This is a genomic window from Blastococcus sp. PRF04-17, from assembly GCF_023016265.1.
Classification (GTDB): domain Bacteria; phylum Actinomycetota; class Actinomycetes; order Mycobacteriales; family Geodermatophilaceae; genus Blastococcus_B.
In genome coordinates this window covers 3887944-3907588 of the sequence record NZ_CP095412.1, presented here as the reverse complement: position 1 = coordinate 3907588, position 19645 = coordinate 3887944, and the positions used below count along the sequence as shown (strand labels likewise).

At 74.2% G+C, this 19645-nt stretch carries 12 protein-coding genes and 1 pseudogene; 3 read left to right on the top strand and 10 right to left on the bottom strand.

The window, feature by feature from the left end; all coding sequences use genetic code 11:
- Window position 1 precedes the first annotated feature (1 nt).
- Both MVA48_RS19855 and MVA48_RS19850 read right to left on the bottom strand, forming a co-directional pair.
- A complete protein-coding gene (locus MVA48_RS19855) occupies window positions 2–1660 on the bottom strand; it encodes a reprolysin-like metallopeptidase (protein ID WP_246982770.1) in 1659 nt (552 codons plus the stop codon).
- A 116-nt stretch (window positions 1661–1776) separates the two neighbouring features.
- Window positions 1777–3186: an NAD(P)H-quinone dehydrogenase gene (locus MVA48_RS19850; protein ID WP_246982764.1), complete on the bottom strand. Its 1410-nt coding sequence runs from the start codon at window positions 3184–3186 to the stop codon at window positions 1777–1779.
- A gap of 118 nt (window positions 3187–3304) precedes the next feature.
- Between MVA48_RS19850 and MVA48_RS19845 the strand changes: the two genes are divergently transcribed.
- Window positions 3305–3763: a gamma-glutamylcyclotransferase family protein gene (locus MVA48_RS19845; protein WP_246982762.1), complete on the top strand. Its 459-nt coding sequence runs from the start codon at window positions 3305–3307 to the stop codon at window positions 3761–3763.
- Window positions 3764–3784: 21 nt separating this feature from the next.
- On the opposite strand, the gene MVA48_RS19840 is transcribed toward MVA48_RS19845, so the two are convergent.
- Window positions 3785–4894: a hypothetical protein gene (locus MVA48_RS19840; protein WP_246982761.1), complete on the bottom strand. Its 1110-nt coding sequence runs from the start codon at window positions 4892–4894 to the stop codon at window positions 3785–3787.
- A gap of 71 nt (window positions 4895–4965) precedes the next feature.
- On the opposite strand from MVA48_RS19840, the gene MVA48_RS19835 reads away from it, so the two are divergent.
- Window positions 4966–6924, top strand: a complete 1959-nt coding sequence (locus tag MVA48_RS19835) for a glycosyltransferase family 39 protein (protein ID WP_246982760.1) — start codon at window positions 4966–4968, stop codon at window positions 6922–6924.
- 104 nt (window positions 6925–7028) lie between these two features.
- Here the strand turns inward: MVA48_RS19835 and meaB are convergent, their stop codons facing one another.
- The 5 genes from meaB to MVA48_RS19810 are packed head-to-tail and all read right to left on the bottom strand — an operon-like array spanning window position 7029 to window position 14559.
- Window positions 7029–8039 carry a methylmalonyl Co-A mutase-associated GTPase MeaB gene (gene meaB, locus MVA48_RS19830; RefSeq protein WP_246982759.1) on the bottom strand — a complete coding sequence of 337 codons (1011 nt, stop codon included), beginning with the start codon at window positions 8037–8039 and terminating at the stop codon, window positions 7029–7031.
- Complete coding sequence (gene scpA, locus MVA48_RS19825) at window positions 8039–10246, bottom strand: methylmalonyl-CoA mutase (protein ID WP_246982758.1); 2208 nt, start codon at window positions 10244–10246, stop codon at window positions 8039–8041. The genes meaB and scpA overlap by 1 nt, the downstream gene beginning before the upstream one ends.
- The gene (locus MVA48_RS19820; protein WP_246982751.1) at window positions 10243–12156 is read right to left on the bottom strand and encodes a methylmalonyl-CoA mutase family protein; all 1914 of its coding nucleotides are present in this window, start codon (window positions 12154–12156) and stop codon (window positions 10243–10245) included. Before MVA48_RS19820 ends, scpA begins: the two co-directional genes overlap by 4 nt.
- Window positions 12131–13456 (bottom strand): amidohydrolase, encoded by a 1326-nt coding sequence (locus MVA48_RS19815; protein ID WP_246982749.1) that lies wholly within the window; start codon window positions 13454–13456, stop codon window positions 12131–12133. The genes MVA48_RS19820 and MVA48_RS19815 overlap by 26 nt, the downstream gene beginning before the upstream one ends.
- Window positions 13453–14559: a glutamate--cysteine ligase gene (locus tag MVA48_RS19810; RefSeq protein ID WP_246982748.1), complete on the bottom strand. Its 1107-nt coding sequence runs from the start codon at window positions 14557–14559 to the stop codon at window positions 13453–13455. Before MVA48_RS19810 ends, MVA48_RS19815 begins: the two co-directional genes overlap by 4 nt.
- A gap of 299 nt (window positions 14560–14858) precedes the next feature.
- Here MVA48_RS19810 and MVA48_RS19805 point away from each other — a divergent pair, with 299 nt between their 5' ends.
- The gene (locus MVA48_RS19805) at window positions 14859–15176 is read left to right on the top strand and encodes a hypothetical protein (RefSeq protein ID WP_246982746.1); all 318 of its coding nucleotides are present in this window, start codon (window positions 14859–14861) and stop codon (window positions 15174–15176) included.
- A 4-nt stretch (window positions 15177–15180) separates the two neighbouring features.
- On the opposite strand, the pseudogene MVA48_RS19800 reads toward MVA48_RS19805, so the two are convergent.
- Both MVA48_RS19800 and MVA48_RS19790 read right to left on the bottom strand, forming a co-directional pair.
- Window positions 15181–19280: pseudogene (locus tag MVA48_RS19800) on the bottom strand (nSTAND1 domain-containing NTPase).
- A complete protein-coding gene (locus tag MVA48_RS19790; protein WP_246982740.1) occupies window positions 19271–19591 on the bottom strand; it encodes an AfsR/SARP family transcriptional regulator in 321 nt (106 codons plus the stop codon). Before MVA48_RS19790 ends, MVA48_RS19800 begins: the two are co-directional and overlap by 10 nt.
- Between the last annotated feature and the right edge of the window lie 54 nt (window positions 19592–19645).

Below are 19645 nucleotides of genomic sequence, written 5' to 3'. Positions count from 1 at the left end.
GTCAGGGCCGCGTCCTCGCCCATCGCCTCCTGCGGAGGGCAAGTGCCAGGGCGCCGGCCAGCGCACCGGCACCGGCCAGCACCCCGGCCCCCAGGGTGGCCAGGCGACCGGTGTACGCATCCACGTCGGCCGCCGACTCGAGGGCCGGAGCGTCCGGCTGGCCCGCCCCCGTGTCGTTCCCGGCGGCAGCCTCTACCGGGAGCGCGCCGGCGGTCACCGGAGCGGGCGCAGCTCGGACCCCGGCAGCAGGCATGACGACGCCAGTGGTCGGCTCCGGCCCGGTCGGTTCCGCAGCGGGCGCGGGTGCGGCGCCCGGGGGTGGAGTGGCGGTGACCGTCAGGACCGCGCCGGCCGCCGAGAGGCTCTGGACGACCACCGAGAACTGGCCGCCGGACACCGCCACCGGCGCGCCGACCGGCAGCGCGACCTGGTGGTCGGCGTTCCAGCCCGCGGCCGGGCTCGGACTGGCGTCGAGCAGTACGGAGGTGTCGGGCAGCCGCGTCCCGGCGCGGCGCAGCAGGACCCCTGTCTCCAGCCGACGCGGGTCCGCAGGCGTGCCCAGCCACGAGTCGCGGCCGGTCGCGGTGCGGTACTCCAGCCAGTAGTCGACGCCCGCGGCGTCGGTCAGTCGTAGCGCCCGCGTCCCGGACCGGCCGGACAGGGGTGCCAGCGTCGTGGTGATCTCGCCGTCGCGGACGCCGAGGACCTGCGTCTGGGCCGCCGGAAGCAGCTGGATGCGCGCTGCCTGCGCCGCGTTCAGCGATCCCATGCGACCCCAGGAGACGCCCATGACGTCGTAGTAGTCGCGGTAACCGACCGTGCGGCAGGAGCCGCCCTCGACGGCGCCGTCGCACTGCTCGCCCGAGGAGTGGCCGAGGCCGAAGTTGTGCCCCAGTTCGTGCGCGATCGCCGACGGGTCGGTGGTCTGGACGTACAGGTTGCCGCCGGTCGTGGTGGCGCGGCCGACCTCGGCCAGGGCGTAGTGGCAGCCCCGGGCGGCGCCGCTGAGGTAGAGCAGGAGGTGGTTGCCGGGCCCGCGCTCGAAGCCGACCGCGGCGGCGACCTCGGCCCACAGGTCGGCCGCCCCGACGCCGCAGTCGGCCGTGGTCGCCGTCCAGCCGAAGGACTCGGTGACGCCGATCGTCACCGCGCCGCCGCTCTGCTCCGCCCAGAACTCGGCGACCGGACCGTTGACCGCGTCGACGACGTCCGCCTCCGTCACGCCGTCGCGACCGGCACCACCCGGCCGCACCAGCACGACGGTGACCCGGTTGGTCAACCCGGCGGGGTCGGCCAGTGCCGCGGCGACCGGCGGCACCTCGGTGATCTTCTTCTCGAGCACCGCCTCCTCGTCGCCGAGGGTCAGCTCGACGGTGGCGCCGGCCGGCACGTCGGCGACGCTCGCGGCGTCCACGGGCACCGCGTCACCCTCGGCGGGCAGCACCCACGCCAGCGCGCCGTCCTCGTGGTCGTGGTGCTCGTGGTCATGGTGGTCGCCGGGGGCGGCCTCGGCGACGGCCTGCACCAGACGGCCGGTCACGGGCGTCCCGGCCGGCTCGTCGGCGACCGCGACCGCGCCGGGCAGGACGGCGGAGGACGCGAGCGCCGCCCCGACGACGACGGAACGCAGCAGGAGACGGCACGCGTGGACAGAAGGCATCCACTGTTCCATCGGCGGCGCCCGGGCCCATCGGCACCGGAGTCCGGATATTGAGCGGAACGCTCGTCACAGTGGGCGCATCGGCCCCTGGGGCCGCACGGGCCCCCTCCTGCGGGTCAGGAGAGCTCGTCGACGCCCATCAGCCGGCGGCCGGCCTCGGTGATCGACCCCGACAGCGACGGGTAGATCGAGAAGGTGTTCGCCAGGTCGGCGGCGGTGAGCCCCTTGGTCACGGCGAGCGTGATGGGCAGCACGAGCTCCGAGGCGCCGGGCGCGACGACGACCCCACCGACCACCACGCCCGTGGAGCGGCGGGTGAACAGCTTGACGAATCCGGCGCGCAGGTCACTCATCTTGGCCCGCGCGTTGGTGGCCAGGGGCAGCCGGACGACGTCGATGTCGGCGTCGTCGGCCAGCGACTTCTCCTGCACTCCGACCGTCGCGATCTCGGGGTGGGTGAAGACGTTGGCGGCCACCGTCTTGAGGCGGATCGGCGCCACCGCCTCGCCCAGCGCGTGCCACATGGCGATGCGGCCCTGCATGGCCGCGACCGAGGCGAGCTGGAAGACCCCGGTCACGTCGCCGGCGGCGTAGATGCCGGGCACCGTCGTCCGCGAGACGCGGTCGACGACGACGTGACCGGACCCGGTGACCTCGACGCCGTGCGACGCCAGGTTCAGGCCGGCGGTGTTGGGGACCGTGCCGACGGTCATCAAGGCGTGCGAGCCCTCGACGGTGCGGCCGTCGGTGAGCTCGACGAGGACACCCTTCTCGGTGCGGGTCACCCTCGCCGCGCGGCCGCGCTCGGTGATCCGCCCGCCGCGGGACTGGAAGACCTCCTCGAGCACCTCGGCGGCGTCGGCGTCCTCCCCGGGCAGCACCCGGTCGCGGGAGGAGACGAGCGTGACCGGGACGCCGGCCTCGAGGTAGCCGGAGGCGAACTCGGCCCCAGTGACGCCGGAGCCGACGACCACCAGGTGCTCGGGCATCTCCTCGAGTTCGTAGACGTCGCGCCAGTCGAGGATCCGCTCGTGGTCGGGCTCGGCTCCCGGGATGACGCGGGGATCGGCGCCGGTCGCGATGAGGACGACGTCCCCCTCGATCTCGTCGACGACGGTGCCGTCGGCGTCGAGGATCTCCACCTCGTGGGCCGCCATGCCCGGCACGTCGTCGGCCAGCCGGCCGGAGCCGCTGACGATCCGTACACCCTCGCTCTGCAGCCGGGAGTGGATGTCGGCCGACTGCGCCATGGCCAGCCCCTTGACCCGGCGGTTGACCGAGGCGAGGTCGAGACCCACGCCGGCCGGGTCGGTGCCCTGGACGCCCAGCACCTTGGAGTCCCGTACCGCGGTCATGGCCTCGGCCGAGGCGATGAGCGCCTTGGACGGCACGCAGTCGGTGAGCACGCTGGCCCCGCCCATGCCGTCCCGCTCGATGATGGTGACCTCGGCACCCAGCTGGGCGGCGACGAGCGCCGCCTCGTAGCCGGCCGGTCCGCCGCCGATGATCACGATGCGGGTAGTCATGGGTCTCTTTTCCGAGTGCCTGTGGGCGAACGTCGCGCGCCATTCTCCCCGCAGACGTCGCCGGGCGCTGTGACCGGCGTCCTCCGGCCCGGCGGAGCCGGTCGTTAGGCTCGGCGCGATGGGCCTCTACGCCGCGTACGGATCCAACATGGACCCCGCGCAGATGCTGCGGCGCTGCCCCTCGTCCCCGCACACCGGCACGGGCTGGATCCGCGGGTGGCGGCTGACCTTCGGCGCCGAGGAGTACGGCTGGGAGGGCGCACTGGCGACCCTCGTGCCGGACGACGACCCCTCGGGCGAAGGCGTGTTCGTCGCGCTCTACGACCTCACCGACGGGGACGAGCGGGCGCTGGACGCGTGGGAGGGCGCCGACCGGGGCCTCTACCGCCGCGTCCACCTGCGCGTGCACACGCTCACCGGTGACCAGGTCGCCTACGTCTACGTGCTGGACGCCTTCGAGGGCGGACTCCCCTCGGCCCGTCACCTGGGCGGGATCGCCGATGCCGCCGAGGCGGCGGGCGCACCGACCGACTACGTGACCGAGCTGCGCTCCCGGGAGTGCCGCACCGCCTTCTGATGCGCCGCGGACGGCGGCCGGTCAGCCGGTGTAGATCAGGTGGGACACGTGGTGCAGCAGCAGCAGCGTCACCCCGACCGATCCACCCACGACCAGTGCGCGGACGCGCAGGGAGAGCCGGGGCCACGCGTCGGCCACCACCAGCAGCGCCGGCCAGCACGCCAGCATGTACCGCAGCTGACCGCCGATGAGCCGGCTGCAGACCGGGATCGACCACAGCACGGTCGCCAGGATCTTCGACTCGAGCGGCCACTCGTCGCGGCGCCTGCCGCGCCACATCAGCAGCAGGAGGCAGCCGACGAGGACGATCCCCGCCGCGTCGAGGAGGACGTCGTCCTCGACCACCGGCAGGGCTGACCCGATCGCCCAGGCGGCGTCGTGCAGCGGCGTCCAGGGTCCGGCGAACTCGCGCCCCCAGGCCTCGCCGGCGTGCAGGAAGCCCAGGGGGTCGCCGGCCTCGGCGAACTGGCGGACCATGACCGCGCCCAGCCCGGCGGCCGAGCCGAGGACGTAGCGGATGCTCACCGAGTCCACCCGGCGCAGCCGCAGGACGCGGGCCAGGGCGAGCGCCGGACCGACGGCGACCCCCACGAGCCGGGCCGTCGAGGCGACGGCGAGGAACGCCGTCGCGGCGTTGTGCCTGTCCCGGCGCGCTGCCCAGGCGGCCGCCGCGGTGGCCAGGACGAGCAGGCCTTCGGAGTAGTACATCCACAGGTAGTAGGACGTCGGGAAGAGCGCGAGCAGCACGGTCACCCGGCGCGCGGCGTCCTCACCCTGCCACGCCCGGACGGCGCCCCAGACGGCCACGAACGCGCCCAGGGCCAGGCCGTTGGCCACCAGGAGCGTCGCGGCGGTCTCGCTGCCCACCACCAGCCGCACGGCGTCGGTCGCCCAGACCAGACCGGGGAAGAACGCGAGGTTGGACTCCTCGCCGTAGCCACCGGCCGGCGCGACGTAGCCCTGCCGCAGGATCGAGAGATACCAGGCGCCGTCCCACGAGTGCATCATCATCCGGAGGTCGCCGCCGAACGCCACCACCAGCAGCCCCTGGACCGACCGCCACAGGAGGAAGACCAGCAACGGCCAGCGGACTCCCTGCGCGGCCCGGACCAGGAGTGTCGGGCTGGTCACGGAAACCGACTGTACCGACGAGCACGGTCCGCCCCGGGAGTCGGCGCGCGACTCGAACGTAGGCTGCCGAGGTGACCGTCGAGGCGCCGGTGGCGGAAGAGCCACGTGCGCCCGACCGGGCGAGGTCGCCCCGCCACGGCGTGCTGGGGGTGGTGGCGACCGCCCCGGAACGGCTGCTCATGGCCCTCCTGTGGTTCGGCTACGTCGCCGCGACCGCCTACGTCCTCGGCTTCTTCCGGCCGGTCGTCGTCGTTCCGGCCGCCGTCGTCGTCATGGTGCTGACCGCACGCTTCCGCCCCGGCCCCGCCTCCCGGGAGGGGGACGATGCACTCCGGGCGTGGCGGCCGGCAGCCGGTTCACTGCTGGCCCTGGCTGGGGTCGCCACGTGGTTCCTGCTCAACCGGCCCTACCCGTCCGAGCGTGTCCGCGTCGACCGGGACCCCGACCTCTACACCCTCGCGGCCCTGTGGCTGCTCGACCACCCCAGCCCGTCGGTCGACGGCCACCGGTTGATCAGCACCGGCGACGGGTTCGAACTCGTCCCCAGCACGTGGGGCCCGCAGGGGTTGCACCTCGTCTCCGGTGTCTCGGCGGCGGTCGGCTGGCTCTTCGGCGAGGAGGCGGTGCTGTGGGGAAACGTGGCGTGCGGTGCGGCCGCACTCCTCGCGCTCTACGTCCTGGGCCGTCGCCTCCTCGGCCCGTTCTGGGCGCTGGCTCCGGTCCTGGCGCTCGGGGCCTCCCTGCCGATGCTCGAGGTCAGCCGGGCGCTCTACTCCGAACCGCTCGCCATGACGTTCGCCTTCCTCGGCACGTCGCTGCTGTGGACCGCCTGGAAGGACGATCGCGTCAGCGGGTACCTGCTGGCCGGCGCGGCCTTCGGCGGCGTCGGGCTGGCCCGCGTGGACGGGACGCTGCCGCTGATCGGCGTCCTCGTGGGGGTCGCCGTCGCGGCCATGCTGCACCCCGACCGCAACGCCGGCGACCGGCGATGGGCTGCTCCGCTGGTCCTGACCGGCGCCGTCCCCGGCGTGCTGCTCGGTCTCGCCGACGGACTCCTGCACAGCGGCACCTACGTCGCCGACCTGAGCCCGCAGTTGCGGATGCTGGGCGTCGCCCTGGCGGTCGCGGCGGTCTTCTGTCTCGTGAGCGCGCTCGTCCCGGTGCCCGCGGATCGGCTGGGCCGCCTCGTCCGGGGCCTTCGCTTCACCGCGACGGCGGGAGCGGGCCTCGGCGCCGTGGCGTTCCTGGCGCTGCTCAGCCGGACCTGGTGGTACGTGGGGCACAACCGCTCCGGCAACGGCCTGGTCAGCTCCACGCAGGAGCGCGAGGGCCTGCCGGTCGACGGAACGCGGTCCTACGCCGAGCAGTCGTTCGAGTGGATCAGCTGGTACTACGGGTGGCCAGTGGTGCTCCTCGGCCTCGGCGGGCTGCTCGCCTGGGTGGTCGTCGGCGCCAGGTCGAGGCAGACCCAGCTCCTGTGGCTCTCGGCCCTCTTCCTGCCCAGCGCCGCTCTGTACCTGGCCGCTCCGAACATCACCCCGGACCAGATCTGGGCGATGCGCCGCTTCCTTCCCGTGGTGGTCCCGGGCATGCTGCTGGCCACCGTGTGGGTGGCGCGGTGGCTGGTCGCCCGCGCCCGCGCCGGTGCGGGACCCACCCGCCTCGGGGCCGCCCTGCTCGGTGCTGCGCTGACCCTGGGAACCGCGGCCTGGCCGCTGACGTCGGCTCCCGCCCTGTGGGCCCGCACGAACCATGCCGGCGCGCTGGAGGGCAACCGGGCGGTCTGCGCGGAGATCGACGGGCGGCCGACCGTGGTGGCGGGGATCAGCACCTACCTGTACACCGTCCTCGTCCTCTGCGACGTGCCGGCGATCCTGGTGCGGGAGCCCACGCCCGAACTGCTGGCCGAGGCGCGGCGGGCGTTCGGCGGCGAGGCGTTCCTCGTGACCCACGCACCGGCCACCGTGCCGTGGGAGGGAGAACAGCCGCCCCCCTCGCCTGGACCGAGCAGGTGTGGGAGATGTCGCTGACCGGCCCGCCGGACGAGGTGCTCGACCGGGAGGCCGGGATGTGGCTCGGCCTCGTGCAGGCCGACGGGACGGTCGAGCCGGTGACGCCCTAGCCGGGGATTGCCCTAGCCGGGGGGTGCCTCGGTCGCGGCGGCGAGGAAGGTGTCGACGATCTGCCGCGCGGCCAGGGCCGGCGTCAGCTCGCCGGCCAGCACCGCCTTCTCCAGGTCCGGGACGGTGGCCCGGACCCCCGGATGCGACCGGAGCTGGTGCTCCAGCGAGTCGCGCACCAGCTGCCAGGTCCAGCGGACCTGCTGGGTGCGGCGGCGTTCGCCCAGCTCGCCCGAGGCAGTCATCCGGTCCTGGTGCTCGACGATCTTGGCCCAGACGGTGTCGAGCCCCTCGGCGGTCAGCCCCGAGCAGGTGAGCACCGGGACGTCCCATCCGTTCTCCGTGTGCCCCCGCAGCATCCGGATGGCGCCGGCCAGCTCGCGTGCGGCCTTGCGGGCATCGGGCGCGCCGGGGCCGTCGGCCTTGTTCACCGCGATCACGTCGGCGATCTCGAGGATGCCGCGCTTGATCCCCTGCAGCTGGTCGCCGGTGCGCGCGAGGGTCAGGAAGAGGAACGAGTCGACCATCTCCGCGACCGTCACCTCTGACTGCCCGACCCCGACCGTCTCGACGAGGACGACGTCGTAGCCGGCTGCCTCGACGACCACCATCGACTCGCGCGTCGCCTGCGCGACCCCGCCCAGCGTGCCCGAGGTGGGCGACGGCCGGATGAACGCGTGCGGGTCGACAGCCAGCCGCGACATGCGCGTCTTGTCACCGAGGATCGACCCTCCGGAGCGGGCCGACGACGGGTCGACGGCCAGGACCGCCACCTTCGAGCCGGCGCCGGTGAGGGTCACCCCGAGCTGGTCGATGAACGTCGACTTCCCGACGCCGGGGACGCCGCTGATGCCGACGCGCCGCGCCTTCCCGGCGTGCGGCAGCAGCTCGACCAGCAGCTCCTGCGCCTGCTCGCGGTGGTCGCCCCGCCGGGACTCGACGAGCGTGATGGCGCGCGCCACCACCCGCCGGTCACCGGCCAGCACCCCCTCGACGAGCGCGGGGACGTCGACGTCTCGACGCATCAGTGCCCGAGACGGGACGACAGGTTCCGCAGCAGCTCCTGCGCCGCCTCGGCGATCACCGTGCCCGGCAGGAAGACCGCCTCGGCGCCCATCTCCTTCAGCGTCGGGACGTCGTCCGGCGGAATCACACCGCCGACCACGATCATCACGTCGTCCGCTCCGAGCTCGCCGAGCGCCTGCTTCAGGGCAGGCACGAGGGTGAGGTGGCCGGCGGCCAGCGACGAGACGCCGACGACGTGGACGTCGGCCTCGACCGCCTGCCGGGCCACCTCCTCCGGCGTCTGGAACAGCGGGCCCACGTCGACGTCGAACCCGAGGTCGGCGAACGCGGTGGCGATCACCTTCTGGCCGCGGTCATGGCCGTCCTGGCCCATCTTGGCGACCAGGATCCGCGGGCGACGCCCCTCGGCGTCGGCGAACGCCTCGGCCATGCGGCGGGTCTCCTCCATCGGCCCGGACGCTCCTGCCTCGTCGCGGTACACACCGGAGATGGTGCGCACCTGGCCGGCGTGCCGCCCGTAGACCTCCTCCAGCGCGTCGGAGATCTCCCCGACGGTCGCCTTGGCGCGGGCGGCGTCGACGGCGAGCTTGAGCAGGTTGGCGTCCAGCTCGCTCCCCCGTCGTCCCTCGGCGGCCGCGCGGGCGGCGTCGGTGAGCCGGCGCAGGGCCTCGGTCACGGCGCCGCCGTCCCGCTCGGCGCGGAGCTGCTCGAGCTTGGCCTTCTGCTGGGCGAGCACGTCGGCGTTGTCGACGCGCAGCACCTCGATCGCCTCGTCTGCGTCGACGCGGTACTTGTTGACGCCGATGACCGGCTGCCGGCCGGAGTCGATCCGCGCCTGGGTGCGGGCCGCGGCCTCCTCGATGCGCAGCTTCGGGATGCCGTCGTCGATGGCCTGCGCCATGCCGCCGTGCTCGTCGACCTCCTGGATGTGCGCCCACGCCGCGCGGGCCAGGTCGTAGGTCAGCTTCTCGACGTACGCTGAGCCGCCCCACGGGTCGATCACCCGCGTCGTCCCCGACTCCTGCTGCAGCAGCAGCTGGGTGTTGCGGGCGATCCGCGCGGAGAAATCCGTCGGCAGCGCCAGTGCCTCGTCGAGCGCGTTCGTGTGCAGCGACTGGGTGTGCCCCTGGGTGGCGGCCATCGCCTCCAGGCAGGTGCGGACGACGTTGTTGTAGACGTCCTGCGCGGTCAGCGACCAGCCCGACGTCTGCGAGTGGGTGCGCAGCGACATCGACTTCGGGTTCTGCGCGCCGGCCTCCTTGACCAGCTTGGCCCACAGCAGCCGCCCGGCGCGGAGCTTCGCGACCTCCATGAAGAAGTTCATGCCGATGGCCCAGAAGAACGACAGCCGCGGGGCGAAGACGTCGATGTCGAGCCCGGCGTCCTTGCCCGCCTCGAGGTACTCGACGCCGTCGGCGAGCGTGTAGGCCAGCTCCAGGTCGGCCGTCGCCCCGGCCTCCTGGATGTGGTACCCCGAGATCGAGATCGAGTTGAAGCGCGGCATCTCCTGCGAGGTGAACGCGAAGATGTCGCTGATGATCTGCATCGAGGGCTTGGGCGGATAGATGTAGGTGTTGCGCACCATGAACTCTTTGAGGATGTCGTTCTGGATGGTCCCGGTCAGCTGCGCCGGCGCCACCCCCTGCTCCTCGGCGGCGACGATGTAGAGCGCGAGCACCGGCAGGACGGCGCCGTTCATCGTCATCGAGACGCTCATCCGGTCCAGCGGGATGCCGTCGAACAGCTGCCGCATGTCGAGGATGGAGTCGATGGCCACGCCGGCCATGCCGACGTCGCCGACGACGCGCGGGTGGTCGGAGTCGTAGCCGCGGTGGGTCGGCAGGTCGAACGCGACGCTCAGGCCCTTCTGCCCGGCGGCGAGGTTGCGCCGGTAGAAGGCGTTGGACTCCGCGGCGGTGGAGAAACCGGCGTACTGCCGGACCGTCCACGGCTGCGTGGTGTACATCGTCGGGTACGGGCCGCGCAGGTAGGGGGCGATGCCCGGATAGGTGCCGAGGAAGTCCAGCCCGTCGAGGTCCGCGGAGGTGAACAGCGGCGGGACGGCGATGCCCTCCGGGGTCTCCCAGACCGCCTCCTCGACGCCGCGGTGGGCCGTCTCCTTGAACGCCTTCGCCCAGTCGTCGTGGGCGGCCGACGCCTGCGGCCGGCCCAGCTCGACGCTGCCGAAGTCGGGGATCTGGCTCATGCCTGCACTCCCAGCTGCTCGTGGGCCGTCCGCAGCGCGGCGAGCGCGTCGCACCCGGCGTACACGTATCCGTCCACCCCGTCGATGCCGAGCTCCGGCTTGCCGGCGAGCCACACCTGCGTGACGCCGGCGGCCCGCAGCTCCTTCGCCAGCCCGGCCGCCTCGGTCGCGTAGTCCTTGTCGGTGCCGCAGATGCAGGCCACCGTCGTCCCGGCCTCGGCGAGGCCCTCGACGCCGTCCCCCGACGGCGTGGCCAGGCCACCGGCCTGGAACAGGTTGCCCGCGAACGACGCGCGCGCGGTGTGCTTCGCGACCGGTCCGATCGTGGCGAGGTAGACCGCCGGCCGGGTCCCGCCGTCGGATGACATGACCGCGTCGGCGCGGTCGCGCAGTTCCTCGAACTCCTGGGCCGCGCGCACCCGCGGGAGTCCCCCGGACGGCGGCGACCAGGCCAGCGGCTCGCGCGCGGGCAGTCTCTCGGTGAGGTTCGGGAACTCGCTGACGCCGGTGATCGCGTCAGCACGCGTCGCCAGCCGCTTCGCCCGGTCGTCCCAGGCTGCGGCGATGCGATCGCGGACCAGGCCGGAGTCCAGCGCCTCGACCAGGCCACCGGCCCGTTCGATCTCCGTGAACCAGCCCCACGCGGCCCGGGCCAGCGAGTCGGTGAGCGACTCGACGTACCAGGAGCCCCCGGCGGGGTCGAGCACGCGGGCGAGGTGCCCCTCCTCGACCAGCAGGTTCTGGGTGTTGCGGGCGATCCGCCGCGAGAACGAGTCGGGCAGCCCGAGCGCCGAGTCGAACGGTTGCACCGTCACCACGTCGGCGCCGCCCACGCCGGCGGCGAAGCAGGCCACCGTCGTCCGCAGCATGTTGACCCAGGGGTCGCGCTTCGTCGTCATCACCGACGACGTGACGGCGTGCTGCCGCTGCGCCCGCGCCTCGGGCGAGGCGCCGCTGACGTCGCCGACACGGTCCCACAGTCGCCGCGCGGCGCGCAGCGCGGCGATCGTCGTGAACTGGTCCGCCGTCGCGCTGTACCGGAAGTCCAGCTGCGCGAACGCCTCGTCGACGCTCAGCCCGGCGTCGGTCAGCGCCCGCAGGTAGCCGACCCCGGCCGCCAGGGAGCAGCCGAGCTCCTCGACCGCGGAGGCGCCGGCGTCGGCGAAGACGGTGGCGTCCACGGCCACGGTCCGCAGCCCCGGGTGGGCCGCGGCCCGGCGGGCGACGTCGCCCAGGCCGGACAGGTCCTGCCGCCGGCCGGTCGCCGCGTGCTCGCCGAGGGGATCGAGACCGAGCGAGCTCCCGGGGGCCAGGTCCGTGCGGCCCTCGACGATCGCCAGGAACGCCTCGGCCGCCGCCGTGCCGCCGCTCACGCCCACCGGCGCCAGGTCGAGCAGCACGTCGGAGAGCACCTCGCCCAGGGCGGCGACGGGGACCGCTCCCTCGCCGAGCTGCAGCCACAACGAGGTGACGCCGTTCTCCAGGTCGGCCGCGACGGCCTCCTTGGTGACGGCGACGTCCGGGTGCGCGTGGCGCTGCCGGATGTCCCAGGCCGCGGGGGTTCCGCTCGCGCCGATCGAGCCGGCAGCGGTGGCGCCGCGCACGAACGGCGGCAGACCGGGCACCCCTACGACGGCCGGCAGGTCGCCGGCGTCCTCGGCCGTGTAGAGCGGGGCCACGCGGACGCCGGTCGCGACGGTGCGGGCCAGCGCCTCCTCGACCGGGTCGGGCAGCTCCTCCCGCCCGGTCTTGCGCAACACGCCGGCCACCAGCTCGCGCCACTGGTCGCGCGTGGCGGCCTCGAACTCCGCGGCCAGGGCCAGCGTCTCGGGGACGGCATGCTCGGCCGGCACCTCGGCGTCGGCGTGCGCCGGCGCCTGCGTGTCAGCCTGCTGGTCGGTGGGGCTCATCGTCGTGCTCCCGCCTCTCGTCGACGGTTCGTCGGGAAGCAGTGTCTCCGGGGGCGGGTTTGCGGGTGCGAGGGGGTGTCGTTCCGCCCGCGCCGGAGGGCTGGGCGTCGGCCTCGAGCGCGTGCAGCGCCGTCCGCGCCATCAGCCGGATGCCGACCCCGATGGCGCGCTCGTCGACGTCGAAGGTGCCGCGGTGCAGGTCCAGCGGCGGGCCGCCGCCGTGCGTGCCGAGGCGGGCCAGCGCGATGGGCAGCACCTCGGCGAACCAGCCGAAGTCCTCCCCGCCCATGCTCTGCGGCGTCACGACCACGTGGTCGCTGCCGACCGTGTCCAGTGCGGCGGCGCGCATCAGCGCCACCGCCCTCGGGTCGTTGACCACCGGCGGCAGGCCGCGCACGTAGTCGACGTCGACGTCGGCACCGGTCGTGGCGACGACGCGCTCGACCAGCGACCGCATCAGGTCCTCGGCGCCCTTCCAGGCGTCCCGGTCGAGCACCCGGACGGTGCCGCGCAGGGTGCCGCGCTGCGGGATGGCGTTCGCGGCGATCCCGGCGTTGACCGCGCCCCACACGAGCGAGAACCCCGACCGGGGGTCGACCTGGCGGGAGAGCAAACCGGGCATGTCGGTGATCAGCCGGCCCAGGGCGTCGACGAGGTCGACCGTCAGCTGCGGCCGTGCGGTGTGCCCGCCGGGGCCGGTGAGGGTGACATCGAGCCGGTCGCAGGCGGCGGTGATGGCACCGGTGCGCAGGCCGATGCTGCCGACCGGCACGGACGGGTCGCAGTGCAGGGCGAACGCCCGGGAGGCGCCGTCCAGGACTCCGGCCGCCACCACCTCGCTGGCACCGCCGGGGATGACCTCCTCGGCCGGCTGGAAGACGCAGCGCACCCGGCCGGGCACGCCATCGAGGGAGGCCAGCGCCTGCGCGACGCCGAGGACGACGGTGGTGTGCACGTCGTGACCGCAGGCGTGCGCGAGACCCTCCCGGGTCGAGGCGTACGGCACGTCCTTGAGGTCGGCGATGGGCAGCGCGTCGATGTCGGCGCGCAGCACCACTATCGGTTCCCCGCCCGCCCCACCCGAGCCGACGTCGACCACCAGGCCGGTGCCGGTGGGCAGCCGGCGCGGCCTGAGCCCGACCTCGCGGAGCCGCTGCTCGATGTACGAGGAGGTCTCGAACTCGGCGAAGGCGAGCTCGGGGTGGGCGTGGATGTGCCGTCGGGTGGCGATCAGCGACGCGTTGTTCTTCGCCACCCAGTCGTCGACCTCGGCGCTCAGCTTCTCGACGACCGGGGTCATGCCGCGTGCCCGCCCGAGCAGTCCGCCGGCCCCGGCACGGGCCCGGACCAGCCGCCGGCCGGTCCGTCGGACGGCAGGCCCGTCCGCATCTCCGACAGGAGGCTGTCGACGACCGGCTCGAGCTTCCCGCCCGACGCCGCGGCGACCGCCCGCTGCCGCTGGTAGGAGGCACCGACGGCGAGGACGCGCTCGACGTCGGCCAGCTCCTGCTCGCACTCCAGCCGCTTCGCGGTCGGCGTGAGGTCCTCCACCAGGTCGAGGATCGACTGCCGCACCGGCCGGACGGTGCCCTTCTCGTCGACGACGATGTCGGCGTCGAGGCCGTACCGGGCGGCCCGCCACTTGTTCTCGCGCAGCACCCAGCTCGGCGGCGTCGGCAGCGTGTAGCCCCGGTCGAGCTGGGTGTCGAACTGCTCCACGAGGCACTGGCTCAGCGCCGCCACCGCGCCGACCTCGTCGAGCGTCGGCAGCCCGTCGCAGATCCGCAGCTCGACCGTCCCGAAGCCCGGGTGCGGGCGGATGTCCCACCACACCTCGCGGACGCTCTCGATCGCGTTCGTGGAGATGAGCGTCTCCATGTACGTCTCGAACTCGTCCCAGCCGGAGAGCTGGTAGGGCAGCCCCGCCGTGGGCATGCTCTCGAAGACCTTGGCGCGTGCCGAGGCCAGCCCCGTGTCGCAGCCGACCCAGAACGGCGAGGACGCCGACAGTGCGAGGAAGTGCGGCACGTACTGGCAGAGCGCGTTGACGATGGGGATCGCCTTCTCCGGCGCCCGCACGCCGACGTGCACGTGGACGCCGAAGATCTGCAGCCGGCGGGCGAGCCACTGCATGCGCTCGACCAGCTGGAGGTAGCGCTCCTTCGGCGAGATGAGCTGGCTCTGCCAGTCGGTGATCGGGTGCGTGCCGGCGCACATGAGGCCCAGCCCCCGGCGCTCCGCCGCGGCCGCCACCTCGGCGAGCGTGCCGGCCAGGTCCGCCTTCGCCTCGGCGACCGTGCCGCAGATGCCGGTGATGATCTCCACCGTCGACTGCAGGAGCTCGTGCTTGGCCTTGGGGTGCTCGTCCGCTCCCTCGGGTCGGAGTTCCTCGAGGATCTCCACCGCGCCGCCGAGAGCTGGCGCGTCTGGAAGTCGACGAGCTGCAACTCCCACTCGACGCCGAGGCTGGCGCGCTGCGAGGACGTGAACGGGATCTGCACGTCGGAAGTCTAGGAGCGATCACCGTCGCCCACCGACCGGAGATTCACCCGTCCAGGGGGCCGTGCACGGTGCGGTTCCTCCGTCCCCACCTGGATCGCAACCGGACCACAACCGCTTCGGGGCCGGTTCGCAACCGGCCCGGTCTGTCCTGGTGTCACCGCCGGCAACCCGCACGGCGCCCCACCACAGGAGTTCTCGAGATGACCACCACCCGCTGGTTCTCCCGCCGCGCAGCCGTCGTCCTCGCCGTCGCCACCGCCGCCGTCGGCACGGCAGGCTGGGCCGTCGCGGCCGACCACGACGGCGCCGCCGTCGCCGCCCGGTTCGACAGCGAGCCGCGCGACGACGCCTCCGTGCTGCCGGAGGGGCTGCACGACGGCAGCCGGCTGTTCATCACCAAGTACCGCAGCGTCCTCGTCCAGGTCGACGACGACGGGGACATCTCGCTGATCGAGCCGACCGGCTGGGACAGCTGCTACTTCCTCCACGAGGACACGGTGATCCACTACCCCTGCTGACCGCCTACCCCAGGTCGGTGCAGGTCCGTCGATAGGGGCGGTCGGGCAGGTAGCGCTCCCACTCCGCGCGGGAGAAGTCCCGCCCGACGACGGCGCAGGCCTCCCGGACCCATGCCTCCGGGTCCAGGGGCCAGCGCCGTCCGGGTCGTTCCCCGCTCAACGCCACCATTTCGTCGGCCGTCACCAACAGGTGGACGTGCGCAGGCTGACCGTCCCCGGAGGCCGAGAACGCCGGCGTCAGGAGCTCCCGCCGCACCGGGTCGAAGAGGCGGACCGAGCCGTCGGCGCCGCTCAGGGCGATCGTCCGGTCGTCAGGCAGCCACGCCGCCTGGAGCAGCGACCAGTCGAACTGGTGCACGGAGCGCTCGCTCGTCTCCGGATCGATGACCGACACCCCGCTCGCACGATCGGCGACGAGCAGCCGGGCGCCGTCCGCGGTGAAGTCCAGGCTGGTGACCCAGTCGCCTTTGACCGACGCCAGGAACCGGTCGAGGCTGAGGTCGCGCTGTCTGAAGAGCTGGACGGCGCCCTGGGTGTCGCTCACCACCATCCTCCGGCCGTCCGGATGGGCGGCGATGCCGTCGGGCACGCTGCTGATCGGTTCCCGGACCTGTTCCTCCCCCGTCGACGGGTCCACCTTGATCAAGGCACCCAGCGGCTCGTTGATGGCGTAGCGACCGGTGCCGAGGACGAGCATCGACGAGTCGGAGGTCCACTGCAGGCAGAGCACCGGAGCTGCCGGAAGGAGGTCCCCGCGACGCGTGCTCAGCCCGTCTGCGGGCACGTCGAAGCGGTTCGCCTCGGCGCGGCTGCGGGCGTCGATGACCGTGACCGTGAGCCCGGTCGTCACGGCGATCCGATGGCGGTCCGGGCTGACCGCCATCGAGAGGACCGGCCGGTCGCTGTCGATCGGGGTGACGACGTCCGGCGGCAAGGGATGGAGCTCGCGCAGGGGCACGGTGTCGACGACCGCACCGGTCCGCAGGTCGAAGAACGTGACTGCCGCGCCGGCCGGCCAGAGGGCGGTCGCGTCCTGTTCGACGGGCTGGGTGAGCCCGACGGCGAGCCACTCCGGCTCGGCGACGAACAGCGGCGAGCTGAGCCGCCGATCGCCCGCCTCACCGAGCGGCGTGCCGAAGGCGCCACTCGGGGTGACGTCCCAGGTCACGAGTCGGTCGTCCTCGCCGACGGTGACCAGGCGCTGCCCGTCACCGGCCACTTCCGCATTGCGCACTCCCCGGTCGTGGCCGTCGAACGACGTGCGCGGCGTCCACCGACCGGTCGACGGGTCGACGTTCCAGACGGTGATGCGCCCGCCGCCGCCCACTGCGGCCGCCCACGTTCCGTCGGGTGAGACGACGACGTCCCGGACCGGCTCGGAGCCGACGGCGGGCTGCTGGACGGGCCGGCCGTCCTCGGCGTACACGGTGACCGCGCCGTCGGCCCACAGCTGCGCGGCCCCGGTGGAGAGGGCACGGAACCCGGTGCCGGCGATGCCGCGCTGCGGCGTCTGGAGGGGTATCTGCCGTCCGTCCGAGAGGCTGACGAGCGTGGCGGCGGTCCCGGCACCGGTGGAGAGCACCGCGCTGCGGGCGTCATCGCTGATGTCGGCCGTGTGCGAGCCCGCCGCGGCCGGCAGGGTGCCGCCGACCCCGGTGTCCCGGCGCCCACCGCCGACGAGGTCGAATTCGGTCGCCGACCACGAGCCGGCCCCGCTCGGGGCCTCGCGGGCCGCCAGCAGCAGCACCCGCTGTCCGTCGCCGGTGAAGGCGACGTCGAGCGGCCGGCCGGCGGCCACCGCCCGCTCCAGGAGAACTGTCGTCCGCCCGTCCGGATCGAGGAGGCGGACCCACATCCGGCCGTGCACATCGGTGCCGGCAGCGACCAGGCGCTCGTCGGTCGGAGAGCCGTCGGCCACGACCCACCGGCCCCACGTGCCGATCGGGCGCGGCGGCTCGTCCGGTTCGGATCCCGAGCTCACCCGCCAGGCCGACAGCGACCGTCCGTTGTCCACGTAGAGCGTGCTGCCGGCCAACGTGCTGCCGACAGCCGGGTCCCGGACCGTCGTCACCCCGAGCGCGCGGCGACGGTCGAGGAGCGTGCTCAGCAGGCCGTCGTGGGACTCGGGCGTCCCAGCGAGCCGGACGGCCTCCGCACCGAGCAGGAGGGACACGTCGACCGATCCCTCGGCCTCGGCGAGCGCCACCAGGCGGTTGGCGTCGGCGACCCGCGAGAGGCGCTCGGCCTCCGTCGCCCGGGCATCGGCGTCCCGCTGGTACCGCACGGCCAGCACCGCCGCCACGAGGGCGACCACGAGGACCGCGGCGAGCCCGGTGGCGAGCCGCCGGGTGCGGCGCCGGGCCCGCCGCTCCCGCGCGACCTGGTCCCTCGCCTCCCGCAGTTCGTCCTCGGCGCGCTCCTGCGACGCGGCGAGGAACTCCCGCTCCAGCGCGGTCGGCTGCGCGTCGTCGTGCGCCGCCCAGTCGAGGGCCGCGGCCAGCCGCGCCCCGCGGTACAGCTCGTCCACCGGGCGGCCGCGAGCCGCCCAGTCCAGGACCACCGGTGCAAGGTGGCGGCGCACCTGACGGCCCACGGCGTCGTCGTCCAGCCACCGGGCCAGGCGGGGCCAGCCGGTCAGCAGGGCCTCGTGCGCGACCTCGAGGTGGTCGTCGTCCACGGACAGCAGGCGGCGGTCCACGAACGTCTCCACCACCCGGTGCCAGGACTGCGGAGCGGCGTCGAGGGCGAGCTCGGCCAGCGGGAGCGACCGGCGGACCAGGGCGCCGCCGTCGTCCACGTCGGCGAGCCGGACGAGCAGCCGACGGGCGTCGGCGCGCGCCTCCTCGTCCAGCGCGGCGTACGCCGCCTCGGCCGACCGGGTCAGCGCCCCGGAGACGCCGCCGGCCTCGAGGTAGCCGGCGAGCGTCAAGGTGCTCCCCCGACGCCGCTCCCACGTGCCGACCAGCGCCGTCGAGAGCAGGGGCAGCGCCCCCGGCCTGCCGAGGACGTCGGCGACCACCGCGTCGAGCAGCTCGGGTTCGACGTCCAGGCCGACCGTCCGGGCGGGTTCGCGGACGATCTCGCGCAGCTCGGGATCGGTCAGCGGTGGCACCAGCACGAACGCGCCCGCCACCCGCTCGGCGAAGGCCGCGTGCTCGGCCAGCCGTCCGGCATGGTCACCCCGGACGGCGGCGACGCACCGCACCACGATCCCGTCGTCCATCAGGCCCAGCACGGTGTCGAGGAAGGCCGCGCGCTCGCGCGGGTCGACCCCCGGGCCCAGAGCTCCTCCAGCTGGTCGCAGACGAGCAGGACCGGGGCGGAGGGGGGCACCTCGCCCGTGAGCGGGGCGAGGACGTCGACCGGGGTCCGACCCGGCGTGACCACGACGGCCTCCCAGGTCTCGCTGCCGGTCACGCTGCCGCCGGCGAGGGCGGGAACCAGCCCCGCCCGGACGACGGAGGACTTGCCCGCCCCACTGGGCCCCGAGACGACCACGACGGGGGCGTCCACCAGCCGGCCGACCAGTGCCGAGACCAGGCGACGCCGGCCCTGGAACAGCGGCGCGTCGGCCACCTGGTAGGCGGCCAGACCCTTGAACGGGCACCGCTCCCCGGCGACGGCGGGCACGTCTTGCCGCGGGAGCGGCGCGGGGTCCAGCGCGGGATCCTGCGCGAGCACGGCGGACTCCATCGCCCGGAGGGCAGGGCCGGGATCGGCGCCCAGCTCCTCGGCCAGCACGGTGCGCGCCCGCCGCGCGGTCGCGAGGGCGTCGGCCTGCCGGCCCGCCCGGTAGAGGGCGAGCATGAGCAGCCGCCACCAGTCCTCGCGCAGCGGCTCCACGAAGACGGCGCGTTCCAGGTCGGCGATCGCCTCGTCGTGCCGGCCGAGGGCGATCCGGGCCTCCATCAACGCCGCGAGGGCGGTGGACCGGACCTCGTCGAGCCGCCGGCGTTCCGCGGCGGCGAAGGCGGCATCGGGCCAGTCGGCGTAGGGCTCCCCACGCCAGAGCTCCAGCGCACCGGCCAGCGTGCGCTCGGCCGCGGCGGCGTCCCCGGAGGCCAGCTGCGCCCGCCCCCGGGCCGCCGCGTCGGTCAGCAGCATCCAGTCGACGTCGTCCCTCTCCACGGCGAGGGCGTAGCCGGCCCCCGGCGGACGACGTGCCGCCCGCTCGACCCGCGCGGGCGCCCGGGCTCGAGCGCGCTGCGCAGCCGGACCACGTGGGCCTGCAGCGACTTGCGCGCCGACGGGGGCGCGTCCCCGTCCCAGAGCGCGTCGACCAGCCGGTCGGCGCTGACCACCGACGGCGCGTGCGCGGTCAGGACGGCGAGGAGCAGCCGCTCCTTGCCGCCGGGCACCGCGACGGGTGACCCGTCGTCGGTCACCTCCAGCGGTCCGAGGACCGCGATGCGCATGGGACAGACGGTAGGCCCGACCGGTCGGCCGTAGCGGTCCCTGGCGCACGGCGC